Source organism: Fontisphaera persica (genome assembly GCF_024832785.1).
Lineage (GTDB): Bacteria > Verrucomicrobiota > Verrucomicrobiia > Limisphaerales > Fontisphaeraceae > Fontisphaera > Fontisphaera persica.
The window spans coordinates 3,252,989-3,275,799 of sequence record NZ_CP116615.1 but is presented as its reverse complement, the minus strand read 5'-3'; the positions used below and the strand labels follow the sequence as shown (position 1 = coordinate 3,275,799).

19 protein-coding genes are annotated in these 22,811 nt (G+C 62.2%); 9 read left to right on the top strand and 10 right to left on the bottom strand.

Going from position 1 to position 22,811, the window contains the following annotated elements; all coding sequences use genetic code 11:
• Positions 1-35: 35 nt before the first annotated feature.
• From NXS98_RS12225 to NXS98_RS12210, 4 genes are all read right to left on the bottom strand, one after another.
• On the bottom strand, positions 36-311 hold the full coding sequence (locus NXS98_RS12225; RefSeq protein WP_283845278.1) for a zinc ribbon domain-containing protein: 276 nt from the start codon (positions 309-311) through the stop codon (positions 36-38).
• Positions 312-327: 16 nt separating this feature from the next.
• On the bottom strand, positions 328-909 hold the full coding sequence (locus NXS98_RS12220) for a GNAT family N-acetyltransferase (protein WP_283845277.1): 582 nt from the start codon (positions 907-909) through the stop codon (positions 328-330).
• 3 nt (positions 910-912) lie between these two features.
• Complete coding sequence (locus NXS98_RS12215) at positions 913-1,680, bottom strand: hypothetical protein (protein WP_283845276.1); 768 nt, start codon at positions 1,678-1,680, stop codon at positions 913-915.
• 107 nt (positions 1,681-1,787) lie between these two features.
• Positions 1,788-3,365, bottom strand: a complete 1,578-nt coding sequence (locus NXS98_RS12210; protein ID WP_283845275.1) for an FHA domain-containing protein — start codon at positions 3,363-3,365, stop codon at positions 1,788-1,790.
• 216 nt (positions 3,366-3,581) lie between these two features.
• On the opposite strand from NXS98_RS12210, the gene NXS98_RS12205 reads away from it, so the two are divergent.
• Positions 3,582-4,619 carry a 3-keto-alpha-glucoside-1,2-lyase-like domain-containing protein gene (locus NXS98_RS12205; protein WP_283845274.1) on the top strand — a complete coding sequence of 346 codons (1,038 nt, stop codon included), beginning with the start codon at positions 3,582-3,584 and terminating at the stop codon, positions 4,617-4,619.
• Between the two features lie 42 nt (positions 4,620-4,661).
• On the opposite strand, the gene NXS98_RS12200 is transcribed toward NXS98_RS12205, so the two are convergent.
• The 3 genes from NXS98_RS12200 to NXS98_RS12190 form a co-directional block, all read right to left on the bottom strand.
• Entirely contained in the window at positions 4,662-5,852 is a 1,191-nt protein-coding gene (locus tag NXS98_RS12200) for a cobalamin-independent methionine synthase II family protein (RefSeq protein WP_283845273.1), read from the bottom strand.
• Positions 5,853-6,163: 311 nt separating this feature from the next.
• Entirely contained in the window at positions 6,164-7,489 is a 1,326-nt protein-coding gene (locus tag NXS98_RS12195; RefSeq protein ID WP_283845272.1) for a carbon-nitrogen hydrolase family protein, read from the bottom strand.
• Between the two features lie 128 nt (positions 7,490-7,617).
• Entirely contained in the window at positions 7,618-9,597 is a 1,980-nt protein-coding gene (locus tag NXS98_RS12190) for a GreA/GreB family elongation factor (protein WP_283845271.1), read from the bottom strand.
• 92 nt (positions 9,598-9,689) lie between these two features.
• On the opposite strand from NXS98_RS12190, the gene rsmB reads away from it, so the two are divergent.
• Positions 9,690-10,982, top strand: coding sequence for a 16S rRNA (cytosine(967)-C(5))-methyltransferase RsmB (gene rsmB, locus NXS98_RS12185; RefSeq protein WP_283848168.1), 1,293 nt, complete (start codon positions 9,690-9,692; stop codon positions 10,980-10,982).
• 31 nt (positions 10,983-11,013) lie between these two features.
• On the opposite strand, the gene NXS98_RS12180 is transcribed toward rsmB, so the two are convergent.
• Positions 11,014-12,477 (bottom strand): APC family permease, encoded by a 1,464-nt coding sequence (locus NXS98_RS12180; protein WP_283845270.1) that lies wholly within the window; start codon positions 12,475-12,477, stop codon positions 11,014-11,016.
• A 466-nt stretch (positions 12,478-12,943) separates the two neighbouring features.
• Between NXS98_RS12180 and NXS98_RS12175 the strand changes: the two genes are divergently transcribed.
• The 5 genes from NXS98_RS12175 (at position 12,944) to NXS98_RS12155 (ending at position 18,279) form a co-directional block, all read left to right on the top strand.
• Positions 12,944-13,858, top strand: a complete 915-nt coding sequence (locus tag NXS98_RS12175) for a hypothetical protein (protein ID WP_283845269.1) — start codon at positions 12,944-12,946, stop codon at positions 13,856-13,858.
• Positions 13,859-13,878: 20 nt separating this feature from the next.
• On the top strand, positions 13,879-14,058 hold the full coding sequence (locus NXS98_RS12170) for a hypothetical protein (protein ID WP_283845268.1): 180 nt from the start codon (positions 13,879-13,881) through the stop codon (positions 14,056-14,058).
• Between the two features lie 202 nt (positions 14,059-14,260).
• Positions 14,261-15,964, top strand: a complete 1,704-nt coding sequence (locus NXS98_RS12165) for a CotH kinase family protein (protein ID WP_283845267.1) — start codon at positions 14,261-14,263, stop codon at positions 15,962-15,964.
• A gap of 157 nt (positions 15,965-16,121) precedes the next feature.
• A complete protein-coding gene (locus tag NXS98_RS12160) occupies positions 16,122-17,114 on the top strand; it encodes an acetyl-CoA carboxylase carboxyltransferase subunit alpha (protein WP_283845266.1) in 993 nt (330 codons plus the stop codon).
• A 64-nt stretch (positions 17,115-17,178) separates the two neighbouring features.
• Positions 17,179-18,279 carry a helix-turn-helix domain-containing protein gene (locus NXS98_RS12155; protein WP_283845264.1) on the top strand — a complete coding sequence of 367 codons (1,101 nt, stop codon included), beginning with the start codon at positions 17,179-17,181 and terminating at the stop codon, positions 18,277-18,279.
• Here the strand turns inward: NXS98_RS12155 and NXS98_RS12150 are convergent.
• Positions 18,234-19,154 carry a hypothetical protein gene (locus NXS98_RS12150; protein WP_283845263.1) on the bottom strand — a complete coding sequence of 307 codons (921 nt, stop codon included), beginning with the start codon at positions 19,152-19,154 and terminating at the stop codon, positions 18,234-18,236. The two genes, NXS98_RS12155 and NXS98_RS12150, sit on opposite strands and share 46 nt — an antisense overlap.
• Before the next feature lie 422 nt (positions 19,155-19,576).
• Between NXS98_RS12150 and NXS98_RS12145 the strand changes: the two genes are divergently transcribed.
• Positions 19,577-20,038, top strand: coding sequence for an Hsp20/alpha crystallin family protein (locus NXS98_RS12145; protein WP_283845262.1), 462 nt, complete (start codon positions 19,577-19,579; stop codon positions 20,036-20,038).
• A gap of 197 nt (positions 20,039-20,235) precedes the next feature.
• Positions 20,236-21,729, top strand: a complete 1,494-nt coding sequence (locus NXS98_RS12140) for a DegQ family serine endoprotease (RefSeq protein ID WP_283845261.1) — start codon at positions 20,236-20,238, stop codon at positions 21,727-21,729.
• 68 nt (positions 21,730-21,797) lie between these two features.
• On the opposite strand, the gene NXS98_RS12135 is transcribed toward NXS98_RS12140, so the two are convergent.
• Entirely contained in the window at positions 21,798-22,721 is a 924-nt protein-coding gene (locus NXS98_RS12135; protein WP_283845260.1) for a hypothetical protein, read from the bottom strand.
• Positions 22,722-22,811: the final 90 nt, after the last annotated feature.

The following is a 22,811-nucleotide window of genomic DNA, read 5'->3' as shown; positions in this document are numbered from 1 at the left end:
CCCTGCGCCGCCAATAATATTACCGCTGTGCCGGTTCAGGCAAAAAGCCGGCTGAGCAACACCAGAATCAGGACAATGGCCACCGCCCACCAGTACCACGCAATGCCCCGCGGGCGCACCTTGGATTCCTCTTCCCGCCCAAACTCCTCTTGGACGTAGGCATCGTAATCGAATTCCTCGTCCGGGATGCCCAGGCGCTGAGCCTGGGCTCGCGCGCTCCAGCCGGTTTGTTCATCCGCGCCACACTCCGGGCAGCAGGCGGCGCCGGGAGGAACCACGGCGCCGCACTCGGGGCAAATTTCCGGGGCCATGTCGCGGGGGCCGGCCTCAACCCATGCCGGCGTATTCTTCCTCGGTGCTCAGCTTGATGCCCATCATGATGTAATCATGCGGGTTGGCCTGCATGTCCTTGACGTACTCCGGCAGGGAAAGCAGGTTGCTGAATCCCATCAGGCCAAACAACTTCATGGCATTCTCCTGGGCGCCGAAGAACTCCGCCTCCAGCCGCTCCAGGCCGGCGCGGCGGGCCAGGTCAATAATCTCGGAAATCAGCAGCCGACCGATGCCCTGGCCGCGTTGTTGCGGATGCACATACACATTGATGTGGCCAATGTGGCGTTTCCAGCCGCCTTGTTCCTGGTGCAGGATGACCACCCCCACCAGTTGCTTGTCCTGAAAGGCAAGCAGGGGAAGGTTTTGATGGTAGTCGAGGCGTTTGCACCACGTTTTAAGCACCGCCGGGTCATGCAGCCGCTCCTTGAGAAACATCAGCTCCTCCTGCGGCAGCGCCCGGAAAAATTCCGCCAACGCCCGCGCATCAGCGGCCACCAGCGGACGCACCACAATTTTCAAACCGGCTTTGGTTTTCAGGGTCTTGGGATAGGATTCGAGTGCGGATTCCAATGACATAATTTAATCCTGGTTGAACAGGCGCAATTCTCCCGCCAGCCCCACCCGGTCTTCGGTCAGACAGCGGCTGAGCGCCGCCGGGTCCATGCCCCAGCGGGCGGCCAGCAGGGGCACCCGCTCGGTGGTGGCGGCCAGCGGGTTTTGCCGGTCACGGCGGGGCCGGGGAGATTCGCCGTAATCGTAACAGGCCAGCTCAAGGTCAAGTTCAGCGGGGGTCATCTGGCCTTCATTCCAAACCGTTTGCCCGCTCCAGGCGTAGGCGCGCAGGACCTGCCCTTTGTCCACCATCGCCCAGGCATGATGTTGCAGCGTGCGGTTCATGTTAAAAAACTGCACGTGACCCAGTTTGCGGCTGAGGTTGGTCAGGAAAAGATAACATTGGTCAATGTCCGTCGCCGGGTCCGGCAGCGCCCCTCCCAGCACCAGAATCCAGCCGTTAATCGGGGGGGACACAAACAGCTTGCGGTCAAACGTCCGCGCCAATCCTTCCTCCCATGAGCAGGGCGTGGCCCGCGTGATGGGCAGCGCCTCCAACACCGCCGCCGGGTACCGGGTTTTGATGGCCAGCCAGCGGCAGGGATAATCTCCCGGAAAAGGAAAGGACGCCGTCGCCGACTTGAAGGGATGAAAGAAAAACACCGGCTCCACCTTCTCCCGCCGCCGCTGCCAGAGATGGCGCGCCAGCAGGTAAGAGCACACGGTGCCAAACATTACCACCGTGGCCAGAAGCGCCACCACCAGCCAGAACAGTGTTTCATCGCCCTGCGTCATCGTTTGGGCTTCCCCTCAGGAGGCCACAGTTTTGACGTCTGCAGCCGCCTGCGTGTTCAGGAAGACGTTAGCAGTTTTCTCCCTCCGCTTCAACGCCAAAGCGCGGCTCACGTCAGAATTTCCACGTGATAATTGACTTTGCCTAATTGCACCAACTGGCCATTGATAAGTGGAGCTACTTCTCCGGGTTTAAGCGCATAATAATTCACCCGCACCATCTCATTCCGGGCCACGTTCTCCAGCCAGAACGCCCCGCAGGCGTAATGAAACCGGCCCTGGATTTCTCCCACCCCCTGGGTGTCCGGCAGCACCAGCGCATTGGAGCGGCTGGTTCCAAAGGAGGCGTCGCTGAACAGCCAAATCGCGTCATGATGGGCCACCTGGGTGTTCATGGGGGTGAAGTGGATGGCCCCCCGCAACGGGGGCGGCGGCGCATCATGCGGGCCGTTCCAAAGCTGCAGGTTTTTAATGACCAGCGGGCCGGTGGACGCTCCCGGGGTGGGGTGGATTTCCAGGTAATATTCTCCGGCCAGCACCAGCGTGGCCCGGCGCAGAATCGGCTCCCATTTTTCCACGCTCAGCGGCTGGCCGTCGTAATTGGACCCGGCCACGCTGCCGCCGTCTCGCAGCATGGGGCGGCCGTCGCGGATTTCCAGGATGACATGGACGCGGCTGATGTGGCGGGTGCGCTCATCATTGGCGTGGCTGCGCGGCCAGAACCAGGTGACGTAGTCGCTGTCCAGCCGGGAGCGGCCGATTTTGAACGTGGGCCGCGCCACCAGATGAATGCCCTTGCCTTCGTCGGGATTGGCGGGATTGAGTTTGAGTTTGGTGCCGGTTTGGGCGTTGGTGATGAACAGGCGGGGAATGTAAAGCTCCTGCCGTTGCGAGCCTTCCTCCAGGGCCGAAACGCTGAGCTGGTAGTCCAGCCCCAGCTCCAACGGCTCGTACATCTCCGGCAGGGTCACGGCCTGCACGGCGTCCCAATTCGCCAGGACGGGCGGCGCGGCGGCCGGGGTGGCCTCGCATACGGCGCGAAGATGCGTGCCCGTGGCGCCGCGGTTGACCTTCACCCGCTCGGGCAGCAGCGGGTACTGCTCTGGGGCAGGAACGGGATTGACCCAGATTACGCGGGCGCCAATGTAATTCTTCACCTGTCCGCCGCTGCGCAGCTTGACGGTGCACGTAAGCAGGAATTGGCCGGTGGCGGCCGGGATGGCTTTGAGCGGGAAACGCAGCATTTCGCGTCCCGGCAGGAGGGGAAAAGATTCGCTGAGCGTTTCGCGAAAGGCCCGCGAGAGCAGGCTGACCTCCACATTTTCAATGGGTTTGCTGATGAGGTTGCGCAGTTCCAGTTGCAAGGTGGCGGGTTCGCCCATCCACAGCGGGGCGGGGAAATTCAAAGCCAGGCTGAGGGGGGCTTCGCCGGCCACCCGGGTGCGGGTGGTGTAGGAGGCGGTGGTGAACTGCAGGGTTTCGGCCGTGACCATGGCCGGGCCCACGCCGCCCGTGGAGGAAGGTTTGTCCGTCGAGGCCGGCGCGGCGGTGGGCGGGCGCGGGGTGGCGGGGTGGGGAGCGTTGGTCTGGGGCGGCTCCTCGCGGGGCGCCAGCGGCATGCTGCACTTCCAGCAGGTGGTGCTGGTGGCCGGATTGGCACTGCCACAGGTGCTGCAGATGATATACATGGCCCGGTCAACCAAGGACGTCTCGCGGGACTGCCCGCGCTCGAGCAGCGAGGGGCTGCTGGCATTGGTAGCCTGTTTGTAACACAGGCGGCCCGGCCTTAAAAGCGCAATTTTTGGTCATGCCCACCCATGGCGGACCCGCTTCACGGACACAATCATCCCTTGTCCGCTGCGGGTATTTTGCTATGTTGGCCGCCGATGAAATGGTTTTGCACAATGGCTGTGGCACTGGGAATCGCGCACCTGCTTCCCGGCGCAGAGCTTAAGTTTGATTTTGCCGGCACGCTGGTCGGGGAAACCCCCAAGGGTTTCCGCAGTGTGGTGGTGGGCCAGGGCGCGCCCGGCCAGTGGGAGATTGTGCGCGATGCCGGCCCGGACGCGGAAAAGCTCACGCCGACGGGCGCGGCGGCCGGCGGCACGCGGCCGGTGCTGGGCCAGATGTCCCGCATCAAAGGCGAGGAGCGGTTTCCAGTGCTGCTTTATGAGGGCGAGACTTTTGAGGATTTCACCTTCCGGGTGCGTTTCAAGGTGGTGGGCGGTGAGGAGGAGCAGATGGCAGGCATTGTGTTCCGGGCGCAGGACGAGAAAAACATGTACGTGCTGCGCGCCAACGCCAAGGATGGCAATGTGCGGTTCTACGCGGTGGTGGACGGCCGCCGCACGCCGCCGGTGGGCAACAATGTGCCTGTGCCGCTTCAACAATGGCACGAGCTGAAAGTGGAGGCCAAAGGCAACCGCTTCGTGTGCTCCTTCAACGGCCAGCCCCTGGGCAATTTCATCACCGACAACACCTTCAAGAGCGGCAAGGTGGGTTTCTGGACCATGTCCGATTCCGTCAGTTATTTTGCCGACGCCGTGGTCATTTACAGCCCGCGCGAGGCGCTCGCGGACGTCATCCTCCGGGAGACCATGCAGAAATACCCGCGGCTGCTGGGACTGCAAATTTGCGCCACGCCGCCCGGCCAGCAGGAGCCGCAGGTGATTGCCTCCACGGACCCCAAAGAGCGGGGGCAACCCGGCAGCAAGGCCGTGGCTGACATTCTGGCCCGGGGCACGATTTACCATCAGTGGGGCAAGGACGATGCCACGGTGTTCATGCCGTTGCGCGACCGCAACGGCGACGTGGTGGCGGTGGCCCGGGTGACCCTGGACACCTTTTGGGGGCAGACGGAAAAAAATCTGCTCGCGCGCGCCCTGCCGATTGTCAAATACATGCAGGCGCGCATTCACGCGCACAAAGATTTGTTTGAGTGAGGCGCGGCAGGGCGGGCCTGAGACCGTGGCGCCCGCGCCAGCTCAGTCCTTGGGCACCACGTCTATTTGCAGCGCCGGGTCCGCGGCGGGCACGTAGGTGGTGGGCAGCCCCAGTTCCCGGCGGATGATATTGGCGCCCTGCGCGATGGCAGAGGCCTTGTAGAACGCAATTTCCCGGTTGCAGCCCTGCCGGCCAAAGCCGCAGTCGCTCGACACAATCAGCCGTTCCGGCGGAATGTATTTGAGCGCCTTGCGGATGACTTCGGCCACTTCCTCCGGGCGGTCGGCCTGCAGGGTGCGATGACTGACCACGCCAATGCACACCTTTTTCTTGCTGTCCTTGAAGCGCTCAAACAGCTCCAGGTCCTGCAGATTGCGGTCGCGCATCTCCACTGTCCACACATCGCCCCGGCATTGGTTCAGGTACAACTCCATGGAGGCGGCGTAACTGGTGTTTTCCATCACGCGCTGCATGTTGGGATTGCCCCAGCAGGTGTGAATCCAGATTTCCACATCGTCCAGCCCCTGCACCTCGCGGTTGTAGGCCTCGAGCATGAATTTCACCTTTTCATGGTCCGGCCCGTAGGTATTGGCCAGGAAGTGGAGGCAGGGCTCCTCGATTTGGATGCACTTGCAGCCGGCGTCGCGCAGCGCCAACAGCTCTTTGTTCATGGCCTCGGCCAAATCCCAGATTACCTGCCGCATGTCCTTGTATTTGGGGGTGTGGATGTCCAGAAACAGGGACATGACCTGCGAGCAGCACGTGCCAAAACGCACCGGTTTGGCGGTCTTGGCCTGCGCCATGCGCCAGAGCTTGGCGTAGTCGAGCGGGCGATGCTCAATCTTGTCCACCACCCGCGGCCAGCGCCAGCCGGTGTAAATCTCATGCAGCAACGTGCCGGGCGGATAGCGCAACCAGGCCGAGCGCGTTTCAGCAGCTTGCATGTAATCGCCCTCCAGGCCCGTCCAGCGTTGCAGGGGGTAGTGATGCCAGGCCCGCCCGGCCATGTCCTCATCGAGGTGGTAGTCGCCGTTGGTCAGGATGTCCAGCCCGGCGCGTTGCTGGTCGCTGATGACCACCGCCAACGCATCTTGAAATTTTTCGCGATAGCGCACGTCCATCATGCAGGAGTCCAGCGGCTTGCCCCACATGCTCATATCAAACCAGCGCGGGCGCGGCCATGAGCCGGTGACGGTGGAGGGAATCATCAGGTTTTGCGTTACAGTGAACATAAGCAACGGTGGTGGATTATGGCGACGATTTGCATGGGCGCTGAACAGCCACGCCGCCCGTTGGCGAGGTGAGACGCCGCAGGGATTCTGAGGGGCTGGCATGGAAACCAGCCCGCCCAAAGGTGTGCGGGCGCAAGGAGCAGGCAGCGGGCATCATGCCCAAAAGTTGCCTCACTTCGGCAGAAGTCAAGGGAGACAAGCAAACCATTCCCCGCCCGTAACTCCCAACCCCGGTGGGAGCAATGGCCAGGGGGTACGGGTTTCTGCGCCAACCGTTTTCGCCGGCTCCATGCCGGGTGTCTCCCCGGGCTTCAACGTCCCCGCGCGTCTGGCGGGGGCGGGGTGATGGGCAAATCGGGCCGCCATTCTTTCCACGTGCGGGTTTTCATGTTGCCATTCCACGGCAGGAAGAACTGGGCCTCCAAATCAATGTCCGCGCGGGCCACGGGCTGCTCTGGCGTGGCTTCGGCGAGAATGGCGCCGGTGGGGTCCACGATGAAGCTGCGCATGTCATACGTCGCGGAAATCAGGTACACACTGTTTTCAATGGCGCGCGCCCGGGCCAGCACGTCACTGCCACCCCAGATGGGCAGGACCAGAATTTCCGCGCCCCGGGCCGCCATGGCCCGCGAAGGCTCGGGGAATTGCAAGTCGTAACAAATAATCAAGCCCACCCGGCCGAAGTCGGTGGTGAAAACCGGGTACTCGTTTCCCGGTGTGATGCCCGCTTCCCATTCCTCGCGTGGGAGATGGGTTTTGCGATATTTGCCCACCAGGCGCCCCTCCCGGTTGACCAGGACGGCGGTGTTGTACACGACATGGCCCACCCGCTCATACAGGCCGGCCACCACATAGCACCGGAGTTTCTGGGCCAGGCGTCCCAGCCGCTCCGTGGTGGGGCCGGGCACGGTTTCGCTCACCTCCGCATAAGTTTTGCCGGTGCCAATGACGGTGATGCCCTCCGGCAGGCACACCAAATCCAAGGGAGGCTTGGCCGCTTCCACCAGCCGGCAAAACTCTTCCACGCTTTGCGCCGGGCCGCCCGTGTTCCGGGGGCGGAGATAAACGGTGAGCAGGCGCACCGGCCGCTGCGGCATGGCGGGCAGTTGGCGCAGCTCCACATCGTCCCACCACACCACGCCGTTTGGCGCAAAGGCCAGCGCCAGCTCAAGTTTGACGGCGGTGGCGTTGGTAGGGATGCGGGTGGTGTATTCCATCCGCATCCAGCGGCCCTCACGCGCCGTGTCAATGGCATAATCCGGGGGACGTGCCTGGCGGCCGCGGGCGTCCTGCCATTCGAGCCGGGCGATGACCGAACGGCGTTCGAGGGGCACGCCGGTGGTGCGGCACCAGGCGGAGAACTGATACACGGCGCCGCCGGTCAGCCCTTGGATTTCCGTGCGCCATCCGCCAAAGGCCGCGAGGTTGCCGCCGCTGGCGATTTGGAGGGCGCTGCCACTGCGGCCGCCGCGCCTGGCCACGGTGCAGAGGGGCCGGGTTTCGTCGCGTGGACTGAAAGGACGCCAGCCGGCCGCTTCGGGGGGAGAATCAAAATCACGGGCCTGGAAAACCACGGTTTCACCTGCAAACAGTGCGAAAGCCAGCCCGCCGAGGAGCGCGCAGCAAAGGGTTTTCATGCCGCTCAGAAAATCATGAGCCGGAGAAAATGGCAATCCCGCGCCGAGACAAAATGTCACGTCATCCGGTGCGCCTTGCGCCCGGGGGAGCGGCGCAGGGCCGGCGCAGCGTCATAGGCCGCCGAAGGTCAGGCGTTTTGCGTTTGCGGGGCCGACATGGCCGACGCCTTGTCTGGCAAGGCCGCGTCGGTTCCGGCGGGGGCGGCCTCCGCCGGCGGGGAAGCGGGGATGACCGGCGCCGCAAGGGGTGCGGTGGCCGGCTCCGCCTCTGGCTCAAAAGCGCGGGTAATGGACTCGATGCGGAAGCGGCGGTTGTGATGGTGTTCACCCTCGATTTCCGCTTCCTCGCCCACTTTTTTGCCGATGAGGGCCTTGCCAATGGGGGAGAGATAGCTGACGATGCCGCGGTCGGCATCGGTATCCCATGCGCCCAGGATGGTGTAAGTCTCGACGTGCTGGGTTTCGAGGTCCGTGACGGTCACGCGGGTGCCGATGCTGACCGCCTCGGTGGAGGCATTGGCAAAATCGGTGCCGCGGGCATGTTGAATCTGGTGCTCCAGCTCGGCCTTGCGGCGCATGAGGAGCTTTTGCATTTCCTTGGCCGCCTTGTATTCGTGGTTTTCGCGCAGGTCGCCGTAACTGCGGGCGATGGCAATTTCACGGGCATTGGCCGGGATTTTCTTCTGCACCAGCTCATTGTATTCATTGCGGCGGCGCTCCAGGCTTTCCCACGACACCAGAAAGTAATTGTCCTGCCGGGTCTGTTCGCCCGTAATCAGGGATTGCATGTCCGGGTAGCTCTTGACAATCCGGGCGAGCAGCGAGCGCTTGTCCATGTCGTCAAAGCAGGGACTAAGCTGCAAGGCGCGCGTGAGGTCTTTGATGACCTCAATGTCCGCCGAGCTAATCAGCTCCACCAGCAACTCCTGGTCATCCACGATGTAATCCCGGAGCCGGTTGCTCTTGCGCTCGCTGAACTGGTCGCGCTCGATGGCCGAGAGCATGGCCCGGAAGACTTCCGGGCCCAGGATGTCGGCAAAAGTATCCGAGCGCTCCTTGGCCAGCCAGAGCAGCAGGTCGCTGCTGGCCTGATGCTGGCTGATAAGCCGGGAGAGGCACATCTTCAATTCATCCAGCTTGTGCTCATGCAAGAGGATATGGGCCAGCTCTGTCACCAGCTTGACGGACACGCCGTTGATGGCCGCCAGCAAGTCCTGCGCCCACGTTTCCGGGTGCGCGGCCTGGAAGGATTGCAACATGCGGCGATGCCGGGGGGCCGGGGCCGCCTCCAATACCGCCGCCACCTGCGCTTCCGATTGATTCCATATGGCGGCCTCGGTCACCTCGCCCGGCTCAGCGGGCAGGTTCACCGCCTTGCGCAAATCGTCCCGGGTAAAAATGGCGTCCAGCGCCGTGGCCGGCTGGGTGCGCTGGTAATTGACAATCTCAGCATTCAACGCGGCACACACTTCCTTGACCAGGGCTTCCGGCTCCGGCAGGTCGGACAGGGAGCGGAGCATTTGTTGCGCGACGGCATTGCGCGCCTTGAGGCCCTTGGCCGTCCGAAACTCTTGTAACAGCCGCTCCCGCGGGGAGACGGTTTCCTCTTTGTAGATAATGGGGTCGGTCTTTTTAACGGGGATGATGAAGTGGCCGTCCTTTTTCATCTCGGCACGGGCCGCCTCCCACCATTTGCGCCAGTCCGCGTTGATGACATCCGGCACCAGAAGCTGTTGAATCTGGTCGAGGCTGGCCTTGCCGCCAAAGCTGTTGAGCACCAGTTTAATCAGCTCCAGGTGGTGCAAGGCCGCCATTTGGCGCAATTCCTCCAGATTCATGGCCTTGCGGGCCAGGATATGGGTGGGCGGGATGGGCTTTAACGTTTCCGCCGCGAAGTTGAGGTCCATCTGGTGATTGGGGCGGTCTTTGAAATCAATGGCAAAACGCGCAAAGACGGTGTCCACCGTCGTGATTTTGCCAAAGCCCCAGTGCTTGTGGTAGCAATACCGGTTCTCGGTCAGCGCCACCAAAGGCTCCACATGCTTGGTTAAAATCTTGCCCTGTATGGCCAGTTTTTCAAATTCAGCGCGTAAGTTCGTTTCTGACATGCCCTCAACGCCTTTCCACTTTGCTATCGTCAACCGCCCCTCGGCCCGTCACAATCCGTCAACGGCAACCGAGTATCTCTAATTAATAATTGGTGAAGGCGCAAAATCCAAGAGAAATTGCGGCCCGGATTTTGCTGGGCAGCACCCGGGGAGCGGGATTTGTTGAAAACCGGTTGGAATCCGAACTGGCCCGGCACGCGCTGGTGGCGCCGGACCAGCGCCTGGTCATGGAGCTGGTTTATGGGGTCATCCGCTGGCAGGCCACCCTTGACCATCTCATTGACCGCCAGGTCTCCCGCCGCAAACCCGAGCCGCGCCTCCGCCAGCTCCTGCGCCTGGGCCTTTACCAGATGTTCTGGTTGGACCGCATCCCCGACCACGCGGCGGTCCATGAAACGGTCTCCCTCGCCCGGCGGTTGGGCTGCGACTCAGGCGCCGGCTTTCTCAATGCGGTCTTGCGGGCTTTTGCCCGGCAAAAAGAGTCCACCCGCCAATACCTCGCCGAGCTGAAGCAAAACCGACCGGCCCTGGGTTATTCCCATCCCCAATGGCTGGTGGACCGATGGCTGGCCCGCTGGGGTGAGGAGGACGTCCGTCGCTTCCTGGATTGGAACAACACCCCCCCGCCCCTGTGGGTGCGCGTGAACACTTTGAAATGGACGGTTGCGGATTTGCAGGCCCGCTGGCGGCAGGAAGGAGTGGAATTTGAGCCGTTTCAAGCGGACTGGCTGCCCGAAGGTTGGGTCTTCCGGTTGAAGGAGCACCCGCCGTTGTCCTCGCTGGTGAGCTTTGCCACGGGCGGTTTTTATGTGCAGGACCCCAGCACCTTGCTGGCGCCGCTGGCGCTGGAGCCGCAGCCTGGTCAGACTATTCTGGATGCCTGCGCGGCCCCGGGCGGCAAAACCACGTTCATCGCCCAGCTCGTCCGTAATGAGGCCATAATGACTGCCTGGGATGCCAGCCCAGAGCGGCTCCAGCGCTTGCGGGAGAACCTGGAGCGGCTCGGCGCTGCCAAAGTCACCGTGGCAGCCGCCGATTGGGACGCTGCCCCTGAAGCCGTTTATGACCGCATTCTCCTCGACGTCCCGTGCAGCAACACGGGCGTGATGCGGCGGCGCGTCGAGCTGCGCTGGCGCTTGCAACCCCAAGAAATCCAGCGCCTGGCCCGCCAGCAGAGTCAACTGCTCAACCGGGCAGCCCGCAGGTTGCGCCCGGGCGGCCGTCTGGTGTACAGCACCTGCAGCGTTGAGCCAGAGGAAAATCAAGGGGTGGTCCACGCCTTTTTATTGGAGAATCCCCAATGGAAGTGCTTGTCAGAGAAAACGTTGTTACCGTTTAAGGACCATGTGGATGGGGCTTATATCGCGGTCCTGACGCACGCCTGAATCCCCCCTGCAATCTCTCGCCCTGCCCCCGTCAAGGCGGCGGCATGCTGCCGTTGGGTTGCTGCCCGTGAGCCAGCTTGCTCCGATGGCGGCTGTAGGAGAAATAAATAATCAGGCCGATGATGAGCCAGATAATCAGCCGCTTCCAGGTGGTGGCTGAAGCAAAGGCCATGAGCGTGCCGGCCGTAAGCGCCCCCATCGGCCCCACAAACCAGACGGCCGGGCACTTGAAGGCGCGGGGCAGATGCGGCTCGCGAATGCGCAACACCACAATGCCCACCGAAACAATCACAAACGCCAGCAGCGTGCCGATGGAGCACAGCTCGCTCGCCTCGCGCACCGTCAAGACCCCCGCAAAGAAGGCCACGCCCAGGCCGGTAAAAATGGAGGTAAGCCACGGCGTGCGAAACCGGGGATGCACCTTGTTCACAAACGGCGGCAGCAAACCGTCATTGGACATGGCCCAAAAAACACGCGACTGGCCATAAAGCATCACCAAAATCACCGAAGACAGCCCGGCAATGGCCCCCACTTTGATCAAGTCCGCCATCCAGCCAAGGTTGGCGCGATCGGCCACCAGGGCGATGGGATCAGCCACGTTCAAGTCCTTGTAGTGCACCACGCCGGTGGCAATGCCGGAGACCAGAATATAAAGCACCGTGCAAACCAGCAGCGAGCCGATGATGCCAATCGGCATGTCCCGCTGGGGGTTCCGCGCCTCCTGCGCGGCGGTGCTGACCGCGTCAAAACCGATGTAGGCGAAGAAAACGATTTGCGCGCCCGCCAGCACCCCGGACCAGCCAAAATGGCGCGGGCTTTCATATTCCGGGATGAAGGGCGTCCAATTCGAGGGGTTGATGGCCCAAATGGCCCCGCCAATGAAAATCAGAATGACCGCCAGTTTGATGATGACAATGAAGTTGTTGAAGCCGGCGGACTCTTTAATGCCCACCACCAGCAACGTGGTGATGACCGCCACGATGAATACCGCGGGCAGATTGAACCACGCCGTCACCACCTGGCCATTGGCCAGGGTCACAGTGGTGCCGGTGGCGGCGATGAGCTGCGGCGGCAAATTCACCCCAATATCCTTCAGAAACGACACCACATAGCCGGACCAGCCGATGGCCACGGTCACCGCCCCCACGGCATATTCCAGGATGAGGTCCCAGCCGATAATCCAGGCAAAAAACTCGCCCAGGGTGGCGTACCCATAAGCGTAGGCGCTGCCCGACATCGGCACCAGGCTGGCGAATTCGCTATAACAAAACGCCGCAAACACCGCAGCGATGCCCGCCAGCACAAAGGAAAGAACCACTGCCGGCCCCGCGTTGACCGCCGCCACCGTGCCCGTCAGCACGAAGATGCCCGTGCCAATAATGGCGCCGATGCCCAGCATCACCAGATTGACCGGCCCGAGCGCCCGGCGCAAATGTTGGCTGCCCAGCGCTTCAGCCTGCATGTCGCGGATGTTTTTCCGGCGGAAAAGACTCATAAGAACAACCCTTCACCCAGCGCTTGGGCGCCCACCACCCATGTGGCGACTTCGGAATGCATGCTGCGCTTCATGCGGCAGCCTCCCAGCCTTGTCAAGCCGTATCCGCAAGATGCCTCCCTTCTCATGTGCTGCGGTACAGCACCGCGAAGGGCGGCGAAAGCCCCCCGCACGGTGCATTGCGCTTATGGCGCCGCGTGGTTCAAAAAATAATCAGGGCATGGTTTGAACAAACGAGGCCGCATTGACGTCCTAAGCATGAAGGCCTAGTTTTAAGCAATCCCCATCGGCTCTATCGTGGCCGAGGGGGAAGGTAGGTGGGGTATTCAGGGTTGTGGCGGTTTAACCATGATTCAACACCATTATGGACGCCTCTGCTTCAACCGCGGCACCGGCAGCATCAACCGCGCCACTTCCGGCCCGTCGTTTCCTTAAAAATGTCCTCTGGCTGCTCAACGGTTGTCTTTTGGGCGCGCTAATTTTTTCCGCCTGGCATGGCCTCGCGGAGCGCCAGCGGCAGGAGGCCGCCCGGCGGGAGGCCCTTGCCGCCTGTGAACGGGTGCTGGGGAAGGTGGACCGCCGCCTGGGCACGGCCCTGCTCCTGCAGGAGGAGGTGCGCGCCGAGTTGTTGCAGGCCACCACGGCCGCCGCCGCCCAGGAAATGCACCCAGGGCGCGTGCGGCTGGCTTTGCGGCGATGGAAAGCCCAACTCGAAGGTGCCGAGGCGGATTTACGGCAATTTGCGGAGGAAACCTCCCGCCTGGCGGCCAAGAAAAAACTGCGGCACGGCATAGCCCTGCTGCCCGAGACCCGGCAGGTGGAGTTGGAAACCTTGGGCGGCCGTTTGGATGGCGCCTGGCAGGAGCTGGCGGCCTTGGAGCAGCAGGCCGATTGGTTGACCCTGCGTTGGGCGCAGGCGGTCGAGCAGGAATGCTCCGCCGCCCGCAAAAACCAGGCACAACAACTGCAGGAAGTGGAAAAAGCTCGTGCACAAGCCGAGGCCGATTTGCGCCGGATGGAAGCCGCCCTGGCTCGCGCCCATGAACAGGCGGCGCGCGCGCAGCAAACCGCCTCGCTCCAGGCGCTGCGGAATTCGCGCCGGCAAGCCGAGGAATCGCCCGCCCCAGCTTCGCCTGCCACCGTGGTGCAGGTGAACACAGGCTGGGGCACGGCTCCGGTGTTTCCGCCAGTGGTGGCCGTGGACGAGGCCGTTTGGCCGCTGCCGCCGCCTTTCCCCGGCCCGGTTCACGGCATCAACTTTCCTTATTACGGCGCGCCGTCCTACTACGATCGAGGCTATCGGTCACGCAGCCGGATTATTGGATTTGGCGTGTGCCATCCGCGGGTCGTCCGCATCGGGCCTTACCTGGTGGTGAATTAAAACCGCGGTAGTTTTCCCCCATGCGCCAGGATCCAAACCAATGGCTGGCGGATTACGTCAACCACCAGATTAATATGGGCGCAACCACCGTCCATATCCCCGCCTCCCTACTGGCCAAGGCCAGTGACGAAGCCATCGAGGCCGTCCGCCAACTATGCCAACTTTGTGGGGTCAAGGTCATCATTCGGGGAGATGAATAAACCCTGACTTATCGAGCACATAAGTGTGTCTCACCTTGTTGCCGATGGAGGCGGGAGATTCCCAGTCGGCGCCTGCATGGCTGGGGAGTGCATGTAACCTATTTTTTTTGCCTGGGCCTTTTTCCTGCTGCCTGGCAAAGCGGCTGACTGCTGGCACAAGTTGCGTAACCTGCCCCGCAGGCGCAGGGTCATTTTAACCAGCATGAGACGCATGGTGCCCCCATGGCTTGCCGCAACAATGGTGGCCTGGCTGGCCAGCCTGCTCCCTGGCGCCGCAGCCGGGGGCGCGCCGGCCCAGGATGAGTCAGCTTTCCTGTTTGCCTCCAACCGCCTCCTGGAAGTGGAAATTGAGGTGGCCCCCGGGGATTGGGACAAATTGCGCGAGGAACACCACGATTTGGTGGCCGCCCTTGGACCAGCCCGGCTGGAGAAGGAGCCGCCCGACCCGTACCATCTCTATCCGGCCACGGTGCGCATTGACGGGGTAACAGTGGCCAAAGTTGGCCTGCGCAAGCGCGGTTTTCTTGGCTCGGCCAGCACTGTCCGGCCCTCGCTGGGCATCCGGTTTGATGCCTACGACAAAAACCAGCTTTTCAAGGGGTTAAAGCGCATGTCCTTGAACAACAACTTGCAAGACCCCTCACAAATGCGGCAGGTGCTGGCGTACCGCCTCTTCGCCGAGGCCGGCGTCCCCGCCCCGCGCTGCGCCCTGGCCCGGGTCACCGTCAACGGCCAGTATCTGGGTGTCTATTCGCATGTCGAGGCAGTGGACGAAGTTTTCCTGCGCCGCCGCTTTGGTAGCAGCGCCGGCCATTTGTATGAAGGGCGGTTGAGTGATTTCCGGCCGGATTGGATAAAAACTTTTGAGCGCAAGAATCATAAGGAGGAGGCTTCCACCCGTGACCTTGAGGCCATCAAGGAAGCCCTTGAACTGCCGGCTCCAGAGATGCTCGAAACCTTGTCCCGCCTGGTGGATTTGGATGCCTTCCGCTCGTTTTGGGCCATGGAATCGCTCCTGGGCCATTGGGATTCCTACTCCAACGGCGGCAATAATTTCTTTGTTTATTTCCGGCCCGGCAACGGCCCCATGCTTTTCATCCCCTGGGGTGCCGACAGTGTGCTGGGCATTCCTGACCCCTTCCGCGAAGGCCCGGCGCCGGTGTCGGTGATGGCCGGCACGCTCCTGCCGCATCGCCTGTATGAAATCCCCGGGGAACGTGCGGCCTACCGGGAACGCTTGCGGGAATTGCTGCGCTCTGTTTGGAACGAAGAGGCGCTGCTGGCGGAGGTGGACCGCTTGAGCCGGCTGGTGCGGCCGCATTTGCATGTTGCCCCCAGCCGCTTCCAGACCTCGGTGGTTCAATTGCGCGCCTTCATTCGCGGCCGGCGTTCCGCCATGGAAGCCGAATTGAACGGCCCGGCGCCGCGCTGGGGACTGGAGCTGCGCAAATCGCCCTGCCTCCATCCCGCGGGCAGGGTGACGGCGGAATTTGAGACCTCGTGGCGGGAGCGCTTCGATTTGCGTGCCCTTGGGCCGGCTTCTCTCACGCTGACCTCCCCTGACGGGCAAGTCACCCGTGCCCAGGCACGGGCGGCAGCGCACCGTTCGGATGACGGCCGCTACCCCGAGGGCGTGGCGGTGTGGTTTGTGGGGGGCAATCTTTGGGAAGTGCGCCTGCGCGGGGGCGCCGTGTTAATACCCCCGGAACATTTTGCCGCCGGCCGCATCCCGCTGAATGGCACGCACGCGTTGGGCATCTTCCTGGATGCGCCTTTTGGCCAGGGACGGCAGAAACTGGGAGGGATTCTGGTGGGAACTTTGCATCTGGACTCTGCCGCGACGAAACCCGGCGCCCAGATTAAAGGGCGTTTGGAAGCTGAATTGTACGTCTTGGAAAAGCCCTGATGATGGGTTGAAGGGGGGCCAACGGCTGGGCGCGCCGGGGGCGGCGTCTGGGGCAACTCGTCCTTGCTCGATAAGCACGAAGACGCGCACGCCGGCGGCCTGAACCTATATTCAACATTGCCGGGGAGGTGGTGGTGGGTTAATATGACCCCCGCTTATGAAGCATCAGCTCGATTTCGAGAAGCCAATCGCGGAATTGCAGCGGAAACTGGATGAGCTTAAACAGCATCCCCAGGCGCATTCCTTCAAAGAGGAAATCGAGCGCATGGAGAAGAAGCTCGAAGAAAGCCGCCGCCAGGTGTTCAGTTCGCTCACCCCCTGGCAACGGGTGCAACTGGCCCGCCATCCCAAGCGGCCTTACACGCTGGATTACATTCAACTGGCCTTCACGGATTTTAGCGAGCTGCACGGTGACCGGCTTTATGCCGAAGACCGGGCGGTGGTGGGCGGTTTTGCCCGGATTCAGGGCCATCGGGTGATGGTCATTGGCACGCAAAAGGGGCGCGATACCAAGGAAAACATCCGGCGCAACTTCGGCTGCGCCCATCCCGAAGGCTACCGCAAAGCCCTGCGCCTGATGCGCATGGCCCACAAGTTTGGCCTGCCCATCATCACCCTGATTGATACGGCGGGCGCGTATCCCGGCATCGGCGCCGAGGAACGCCACATTGCCGAGGCCATTGCGGTCAATTTGCGGGAAATGATGCTTTTCGAGGTGCCCATCATCGCCGCCGTGATTGGCGAGGGCGGCTCTGGCGGCGCGCTGGGCATTGGCGTGGCCGACCGGGTGCTGATTCTGGAAAATGCCTACTATTCGGTCATCAGTCCGGAAGGTTGCGCCGCGATTCTGTGGAAAGACCGCTCGGCAGCAGCCAAGGCTGCGGAGGCCCTGAAGATTACCGCCAAAGACCTCTTTGAATTGAAGCTGGTGGATGAAATCGTGCCGGAGCCGCTGGGCGGGGCACACAATGATTGGGCGACCACAGCCGCCACCTTGAAGGAACGGCTGGTGTGCCATTTGGAGGAGCTGCTGAAACTGCCCACCAGCGAGCTGTTGAAAAAGCGCTACGAGAAATTCCGGGCCTTCGGGCATTTCCTGGAGAAGCCCACGGCGCCCGCCGCGGCGGAGGCCGCTGCCAAATCAGCATGAGGAGGCCGTTCTGAGAGGAGGGTGAAGTGACCCCATTGGAGATTGATTGCGGTGTATTTTGCACTTGAGACTCAATCTCAATTGTGCCATCGTTCCCGCTGCCATGGGTCTGCGCCAATGTCCCCATTCGCTGCCGTGCCCGGTCTCCCAACCGGACGGCCCTGCAGTGTGCCCCTTTTCGGAGGCCGCCGTCTGGCGTGAAGCCCAGGCCGACTGGCAGCCCTTGCACGGAAATTTCCATCGCCTGGGCTTCAGCGTGGAATGGCACGACTTCACCCTCACCCAGCCCTTGAACTGGGGGCCGGCTTTTCATGCGGAAGGCGTGGAAATTTGCCTGAATCTGTCCGGCCAGGGACGGGTTTGGGCGCCCTCGGGGAGCGGAGAGGTGCAATTGGAACCCGAGACGGCCGCGTTTTACGGACGCCGCCGGGCGCGGTTGCAGGCCGAGCGGGCCGGCGGGCAGCGGCATCAATTCATCACCATCGAGTTGTCGCTGGCCTTTTTGCGGCAGCAAAGTTTTGATCCAACCCAGTGGCATCCGGCGGTTCGCCAGCTCATGGCCGGCCGTGCCCGCACGGCCCTTGCGCCAGCCGTGCGGTTGAACGAGGCGCATCGCTGGCTCATGGCGGGATTGCGCCAGCCTCCTGCCTCCTGCGGCACCGCACGCTTATGGTACCTGGCCAAGGTGCTGGAAGCCGCCAGCTTGTTTCTCCTGTCACCCGAACAGCATGAAGCACAGGAAGCGGCCCAGTCGCGTTTGCAGCGCTTGAATCAGGAGCGCGCCCTGGCGGTGGCGGCGTATTTGCGGGAGCATTTGTCCGAACCGCTGACCCTGGAGCAAATCGGGCGGAAGGTGGGGGTTAGCCCCTGTTATTTAAGCCGCATTTTCGCCCAAATCATGGGCTGCGGCATATTCCAGTATTTGCGTGATTTGCGGCTGGACCGCGCGGCGGAATTGTTGCGCGAAAGAAAAGGCAATGTCAGCGAGGTGGCGCTGGAAGTGGGGTATTCGAGCTTCAGCCATTTCAGCCAGGCTTTTCGGGAGCGTTTTGGCTGCTGCCCGGGGTTGTATCCCCTGCAAACGCCGGCCCAAAAGACTGCGGACACCGCACCACCGCATCAGCGCGGAATAGGTGGCAGAGGCGGCAGGCCGGGCGGGCCTTGATGGGGCTGGCCGCCGGGCACGGGCGGCATCTCTTCTTCGTGGCCCGGGGTCAAAATGGTGGGCGGCAAGGGTGGCAGCTCCATTTTGCCGGTATCCTTGAGCGTGCGCAGGATTTCCATGTGGATGATGGATTCCTCGTAGCTCACCGGTTGTTCGGGCGGCCAGTTGGGCTGGGTGGGGCCGATATTCGGCTGCCCGTCAAAGCGGAAGGTGTGCGACCCGGCCAGCCCGGGCGGCAGCGCCGCTCCGTAACCGCCCAGGAGCGGTGCCGGCGCGCTGCCAGCGCTCTTGCTGGCGCCTTCCGAAGCCTGGCGCAAATAGGCTGCCAAGTTGCCGCGGTTGACCTCCGGCACGCTAGGAGCCCCGGCCGACGCGGCCCCGGCAAAAATCTGGGACGCGGAAGGACGCGGCGCTGCTTCTGCCGACCCCCCCAGTTGCAAATCTGCCCTGCCTCCGCCGGAAGCCGTGGGCTTGATGCCATCCTTTTCAATGTCCAGCTCCGTATCGGAGTTGTTCAGGGCAATGCGGACCTTGCCGTTTTCGGCGTCAATGCTTTTCACCGTCACCGGTCCATCGGATTCGTTTTCGCCCAGCACCACGGAGACCGGCGGTTTCCCCATTTCCGTCACCAACAAAATGGCCGTCTTGCGCACCTTGAAATCCAGCAGCCCGGTGACCTGCACTTTGACAGCCGGCGGAGGCGGCTCCGCTTTGGGAGGCGGCGCGGGAGGGGGCGGCGGACGCAGGCCGAAGGCGTTGCGGTCCGGAATGCCGGCAAACCGGTCCATCACCGGCTCACTGGCCGCCAGCGCAGTCATCAATCCCCCAGCCAGGGCCAGCATGGTCCACGTCTTCTTATGTAGCAAAGTCAGCACGGTTTGACCGTTCCCAACTGAATATACACCAAGGTCGGTAAAAAGTTGTTGGAAGCAGGATGAAATATCGCAACGAGATATATCAGCCGTGTTGGCCCTTCAAATGGCCATGGTGACACATTTTGAAGAATCCTAGAAAATAAATACATTCGTGCCATTATAACACATTGTTGTGTCACATTGGCCTTTGTTGATTTGGTCAATTCAAGAGTCAATTTTTGTAAATTATTCATAATCAATAATTTGAGTATGCACATTACCAGAAGATAGGGTTGGTATGCTTCTTGTTAGTGCAACAAGCGAGCTTGCTCCGCAGCTCCGGGTGGAGCAAGTCGGAGGCAAGCTCGGTTGCCAAATCGGTTTGGCGGAGCCGGTCTGGTAGCTGAGATGAAATCCGCCAGGACAAGACGGAGGAACAGACTATGACTGCATTGACTCGTTGGAATCCGTTCAAAGAAATGGAGGAGTTGCAGAAACGTTTGGCTTCGGTCTTTGACTTGGCGCCTTTTCGTCGCAGCTCCCTGACGGCCTCGGAGGAAAGCCTCACGCTGCCTGAATGGGCGCCGGCGGTGGACATCCTGGAGGACGACAAAGAGTACCTCATCAAGGTGGAGCTGCCGGAAGTCCAGAAGGACGACGTGAAGGTGACGGTGGAAGATGGCACCCTGACCATCTCCGGTGAACGCAAGTCCGAGAAGGTGGAGAAAGGGCGCCGGTTCCATCGGGTGGAACGGAGCTATGGCCGGTTCGAGCGCAGCTTCATCATCCCGAGCGACGCCGAAGAGGGCAAGGTGGAGGCGGAGTTCAAGGATGGGGTGCTGCGGGTGCACCTGGCCAAGAGCGAGAAGGCCCGTCCAAAACAGATCGAAGTCAAGGTCAATTAAGGGTGAACGGCGGACCGGGTGCTGGCCACGCGGTCCGCCTTTTTCGCGCCGCCCGCCAGTGATTTTACGCGAGGACGGAGGAGGCTGGGTGGCGGCAGGGAGCAAATCGTTGAGCAAATTCAGGCGGGCAGGGTCTAAACGGAAAAAAAAGACCTGCGGACAACGCAGGTGGAAATCATGCAAACGGAGGATGACTTATGAAAATATGGCGGTTGGCAGCAGGCGGATTGGCAGCAGCGGCTTTGGTTTGGCTGGCGGTGGAGCACTCGCCGTTGATGACGCGGGCCTGGGCGGCGTCCGCGCCGAAAGTGGTGGTAAATGACGCGCCGTTGTCGCCCTCGGTGAAGGCGGCGACCAGTTTGGCGCCGATTGTGAAGAAGGCCGCGCCCAGCGTGGTGAACATTTACACCACCAAGCGGGTTAAGGAGCCCGTGATGGTCATGCCGTTCTTTGATGACCCCATTTTCCGGCATTTCTTTGGGGACCCGTGGGGTGGCGAACGGCTGCCGCGCGAGCGGCGCGAGCAGAGCCTGGGCAGCGGGGTCATTGTGACCGAGGATGGGTACATCCTGACCAATAATCACGTGGTGGACGGCGCGGATGAAATCAAGGTGGCGCTGGCGGATGAAAAGACGGTGCTTAACGCCAAGGTGGTGGGCAAAGACCCGCAGACGGACATTGCGGTGCTGAAGGTGGAGAATGGCAAACTGCCCGCCATTACGTTGGGCGACAGTGACAAGGTCGAAGTGGGCGATTTGGTGCTGGCCATTGGCAATCCCTTTGGCGTGGGACAGACAGTCACCGCCGGCATTGTCAGCGCCAAGGGCCGCGGCGGCATGGGCATTGTGGACTATGAAGATTTCATCCAAACCGATGCCTCCATCAACCCCGGCAACAGCGGTGGCGCGCTGGTGGATGCGGAAGGCCGTCTGGTGGGCATCAACACCGCCATCTTAAGCCGCAGCGGCGGCAACCAGGGCGTGGGCTTTGCCGTGCCCATCAACCTGGCGCGGTACGTGATGGACCGCCTCATTACCGACGGCAAAGTGACCCGCGGCTACCTCGGGGTGCTCATCCAGCCGGTCACGGACGCGCTGGCCAAAGAGTTCAAATTGAAAGATACCCAGGGCGCGCTGGTGAGCGAAGTCACCGCCAAATCACCCGCCGCCGAGGCCGGTTTGAAGGAGGGCGATGTCATCCTCGAATTCAATGGTAAAAAAGTGACCGACAGCCGCCATCTGCGGCTGATGGTGGCCCAGACGGCCCCCGGCAGCAAGGTGACCCTCAAAGTGGTGCGCGACGGCAAGGAGCAAACCCTCACCGCCAAGCTTGGCGAGCTGCCGTCCGAGGGCCTGGCCCGCAGTGGCGGTTGGAGCTGGCCCGGCCGGCGTGGCAGCAGCGATGCCCTGCGGGGCGTGGATTTGGGCAATCCCGATGCCCGCACGCGGCGGCAATTTGACCTGCCGCTGGATGTGCAGGGCGCTGTGGTGCTCAGCGTGGCCCCTGACTCTCCGGCGGCCGGCGCGTTGCAACCCGGCGATGTCATCGTGGAAATCAATCGCCAGCGCGTGGCCAATGCCGACGAGGCGTTTGAAGCGGCCCAAAAGGCCCGCGGCCAACGGTTGCTCCTGCGGGTGTATCGGGATGGCGCCATGCGGTTTGTGGTGATTGAGGCGCCGGCCAACCGGTAAGCCGCAAAGGTGCGGCCGGGGTTACGCGAGAGCAGGAGGGACGCCTTGAACGGCGTCCCTTTCTTTTTTCAAGGGACGCCGGCCGGCCCGATGTACTCGCGGGCTATGACCAGGTTGTCAAAATAGACCGTGTTGGTGGGATTTTTGGTCCAGCGGTCGGTCACGTAGCTTTCCAGGGTCAGCGCATTGGCCTGCAGCGTGGCCGAGGTGCGCCAGTTGATGCCCTTCCAGTGGCCGAGCAGTTTTCCATCAATCCAAAACGCCTGCTCGCCGTCCGGCTGGCCGGGGGTGTTGTGCTTCAGCATGAACTCGGCGCAAATCCACCGGTTCTTGGGGATGTTGTCCTGCGGTTCGGCCTGAAATGAATTGCCCCAATATTTGCCGTCCCGCGAGACCTCCATTTCATGCCAGTAGCTGTAAAAATTCCATTTTCCCGGCGGCGGCCACTTGCCCCAGTTGCCCCACGGCTCCAGCGCGGTGGAAAACCGCTCGTCCCCGCGGGGTTTTAATCCCGCCCCGCCAAAGCCGCTCCACCGGTCCGCCCCGCGCAAGCCACGGTTGGCGCGCAGGGTCACGAAGTGATGCACATAATCGCAGTTGGGGTCAAACTTCACATAAAACCGGATGAACACCGGGTCGGCGGGGGTGTACCATTGGGTCAAGCCATCGCCCTGATTCTCGCCCAGCCGCGCTTCCACCTTGAGGCAGCGCTGGCCGCAGCGCGGGTCATGCGGCGCCACCAGGCTGAGCGCTTTGCCCTTGCCGGCGCCCTTCTCATCCCAGCGCGCGCCCAATTCTCCCTCCTCGAAATTATCCGCGAAGAGGACGGCCGGATGCGCTGCAATGCCAGCATCGGCCTTGAATTTCGCGGCCAGGCCGTTGCCGCGGGGCAAAGGGCTTTGCGCGGCGAGATTGGGGAAACGTTCAGCAGCGGCAACGGTGGCTGCCATGCCACCCACCATGAGCAGGGCACAAGCGAGGAAGCGTTTCATGCGTGTTTGCGCAAATTATTGAGGCAGCCCCCCGTGGTGTAAAGTGTTTTGGCGGGTCCGCCAAACTTCAAGTTGAATCCCCGGGGTGTT

Excerpts from the sequence above, each read along its gene's own strand:
- NXS98_RS12220 (WP_283845277.1), bottom strand. The coding sequence starts at position 909 with ATGTCATTGGAATCCGCACTCGAATCCTATCCCAAGACCCTGAAAACC.
- NXS98_RS12180 (WP_283845270.1), bottom strand. The coding sequence starts at position 12,477 with ATGAGTCTTTTCCGCCGGAAAAACATCCGCGACATGCAGGCTGAAGCG.
- NXS98_RS12165 (WP_283845267.1), top strand. The coding sequence starts at position 14,261 with ATGAGACGCATGGTGCCCCCATGGCTTGCCGCAACAATGGTGGCCTGG.
- NXS98_RS12210 (WP_283845275.1), bottom strand. The coding sequence starts at position 3,365 with ATGTATATCATCTGCAGCACCTGTGGCAGTGCCAATCCGGCCACCAGC.
- NXS98_RS12145 (WP_283845262.1), top strand. The coding sequence starts at position 19,577 with ATGACTGCATTGACTCGTTGGAATCCGTTCAAAGAAATGGAGGAGTTG.
- NXS98_RS12170 (WP_283845268.1), top strand. The coding sequence starts at position 13,879 with ATGCGCCAGGATCCAAACCAATGGCTGGCGGATTACGTCAACCACCAG.
- NXS98_RS12160 (WP_283845266.1), top strand. The coding sequence starts at position 16,122 with ATGAAGCATCAGCTCGATTTCGAGAAGCCAATCGCGGAATTGCAGCGG.
- NXS98_RS12205 (WP_283845274.1), top strand. The coding sequence starts at position 3,582 with ATGGCTGTGGCACTGGGAATCGCGCACCTGCTTCCCGGCGCAGAGCTT.
- NXS98_RS12195 (WP_283845272.1), bottom strand. The coding sequence starts at position 7,489 with ATGAAAACCCTTTGCTGCGCGCTCCTCGGCGGGCTGGCTTTCGCACTG.
- NXS98_RS12135 (WP_283845260.1), bottom strand. The coding sequence starts at position 22,721 with ATGAAACGCTTCCTCGCTTGTGCCCTGCTCATGGTGGGTGGCATGGCA.
- NXS98_RS12225 (WP_283845278.1), bottom strand. The coding sequence starts at position 311 with ATGGCCCCGGAAATTTGCCCCGAGTGCGGCGCCGTGGTTCCTCCCGGC.
- NXS98_RS12215 (WP_283845276.1), bottom strand. The coding sequence starts at position 1,680 with ATGACGCAGGGCGATGAAACACTGTTCTGGCTGGTGGTGGCGCTTCTG.
- NXS98_RS12190 (WP_283845271.1), bottom strand. The coding sequence starts at position 9,597 with ATGTCAGAAACGAACTTACGCGCTGAATTTGAAAAACTGGCCATACAG.
- NXS98_RS12140 (WP_283845261.1), top strand. The coding sequence starts at position 20,236 with ATGAAAATATGGCGGTTGGCAGCAGGCGGATTGGCAGCAGCGGCTTTG.
- NXS98_RS12200 (WP_283845273.1), bottom strand. The coding sequence starts at position 5,852 with ATGTTCACTGTAACGCAAAACCTGATGATTCCCTCCACCGTCACCGGC.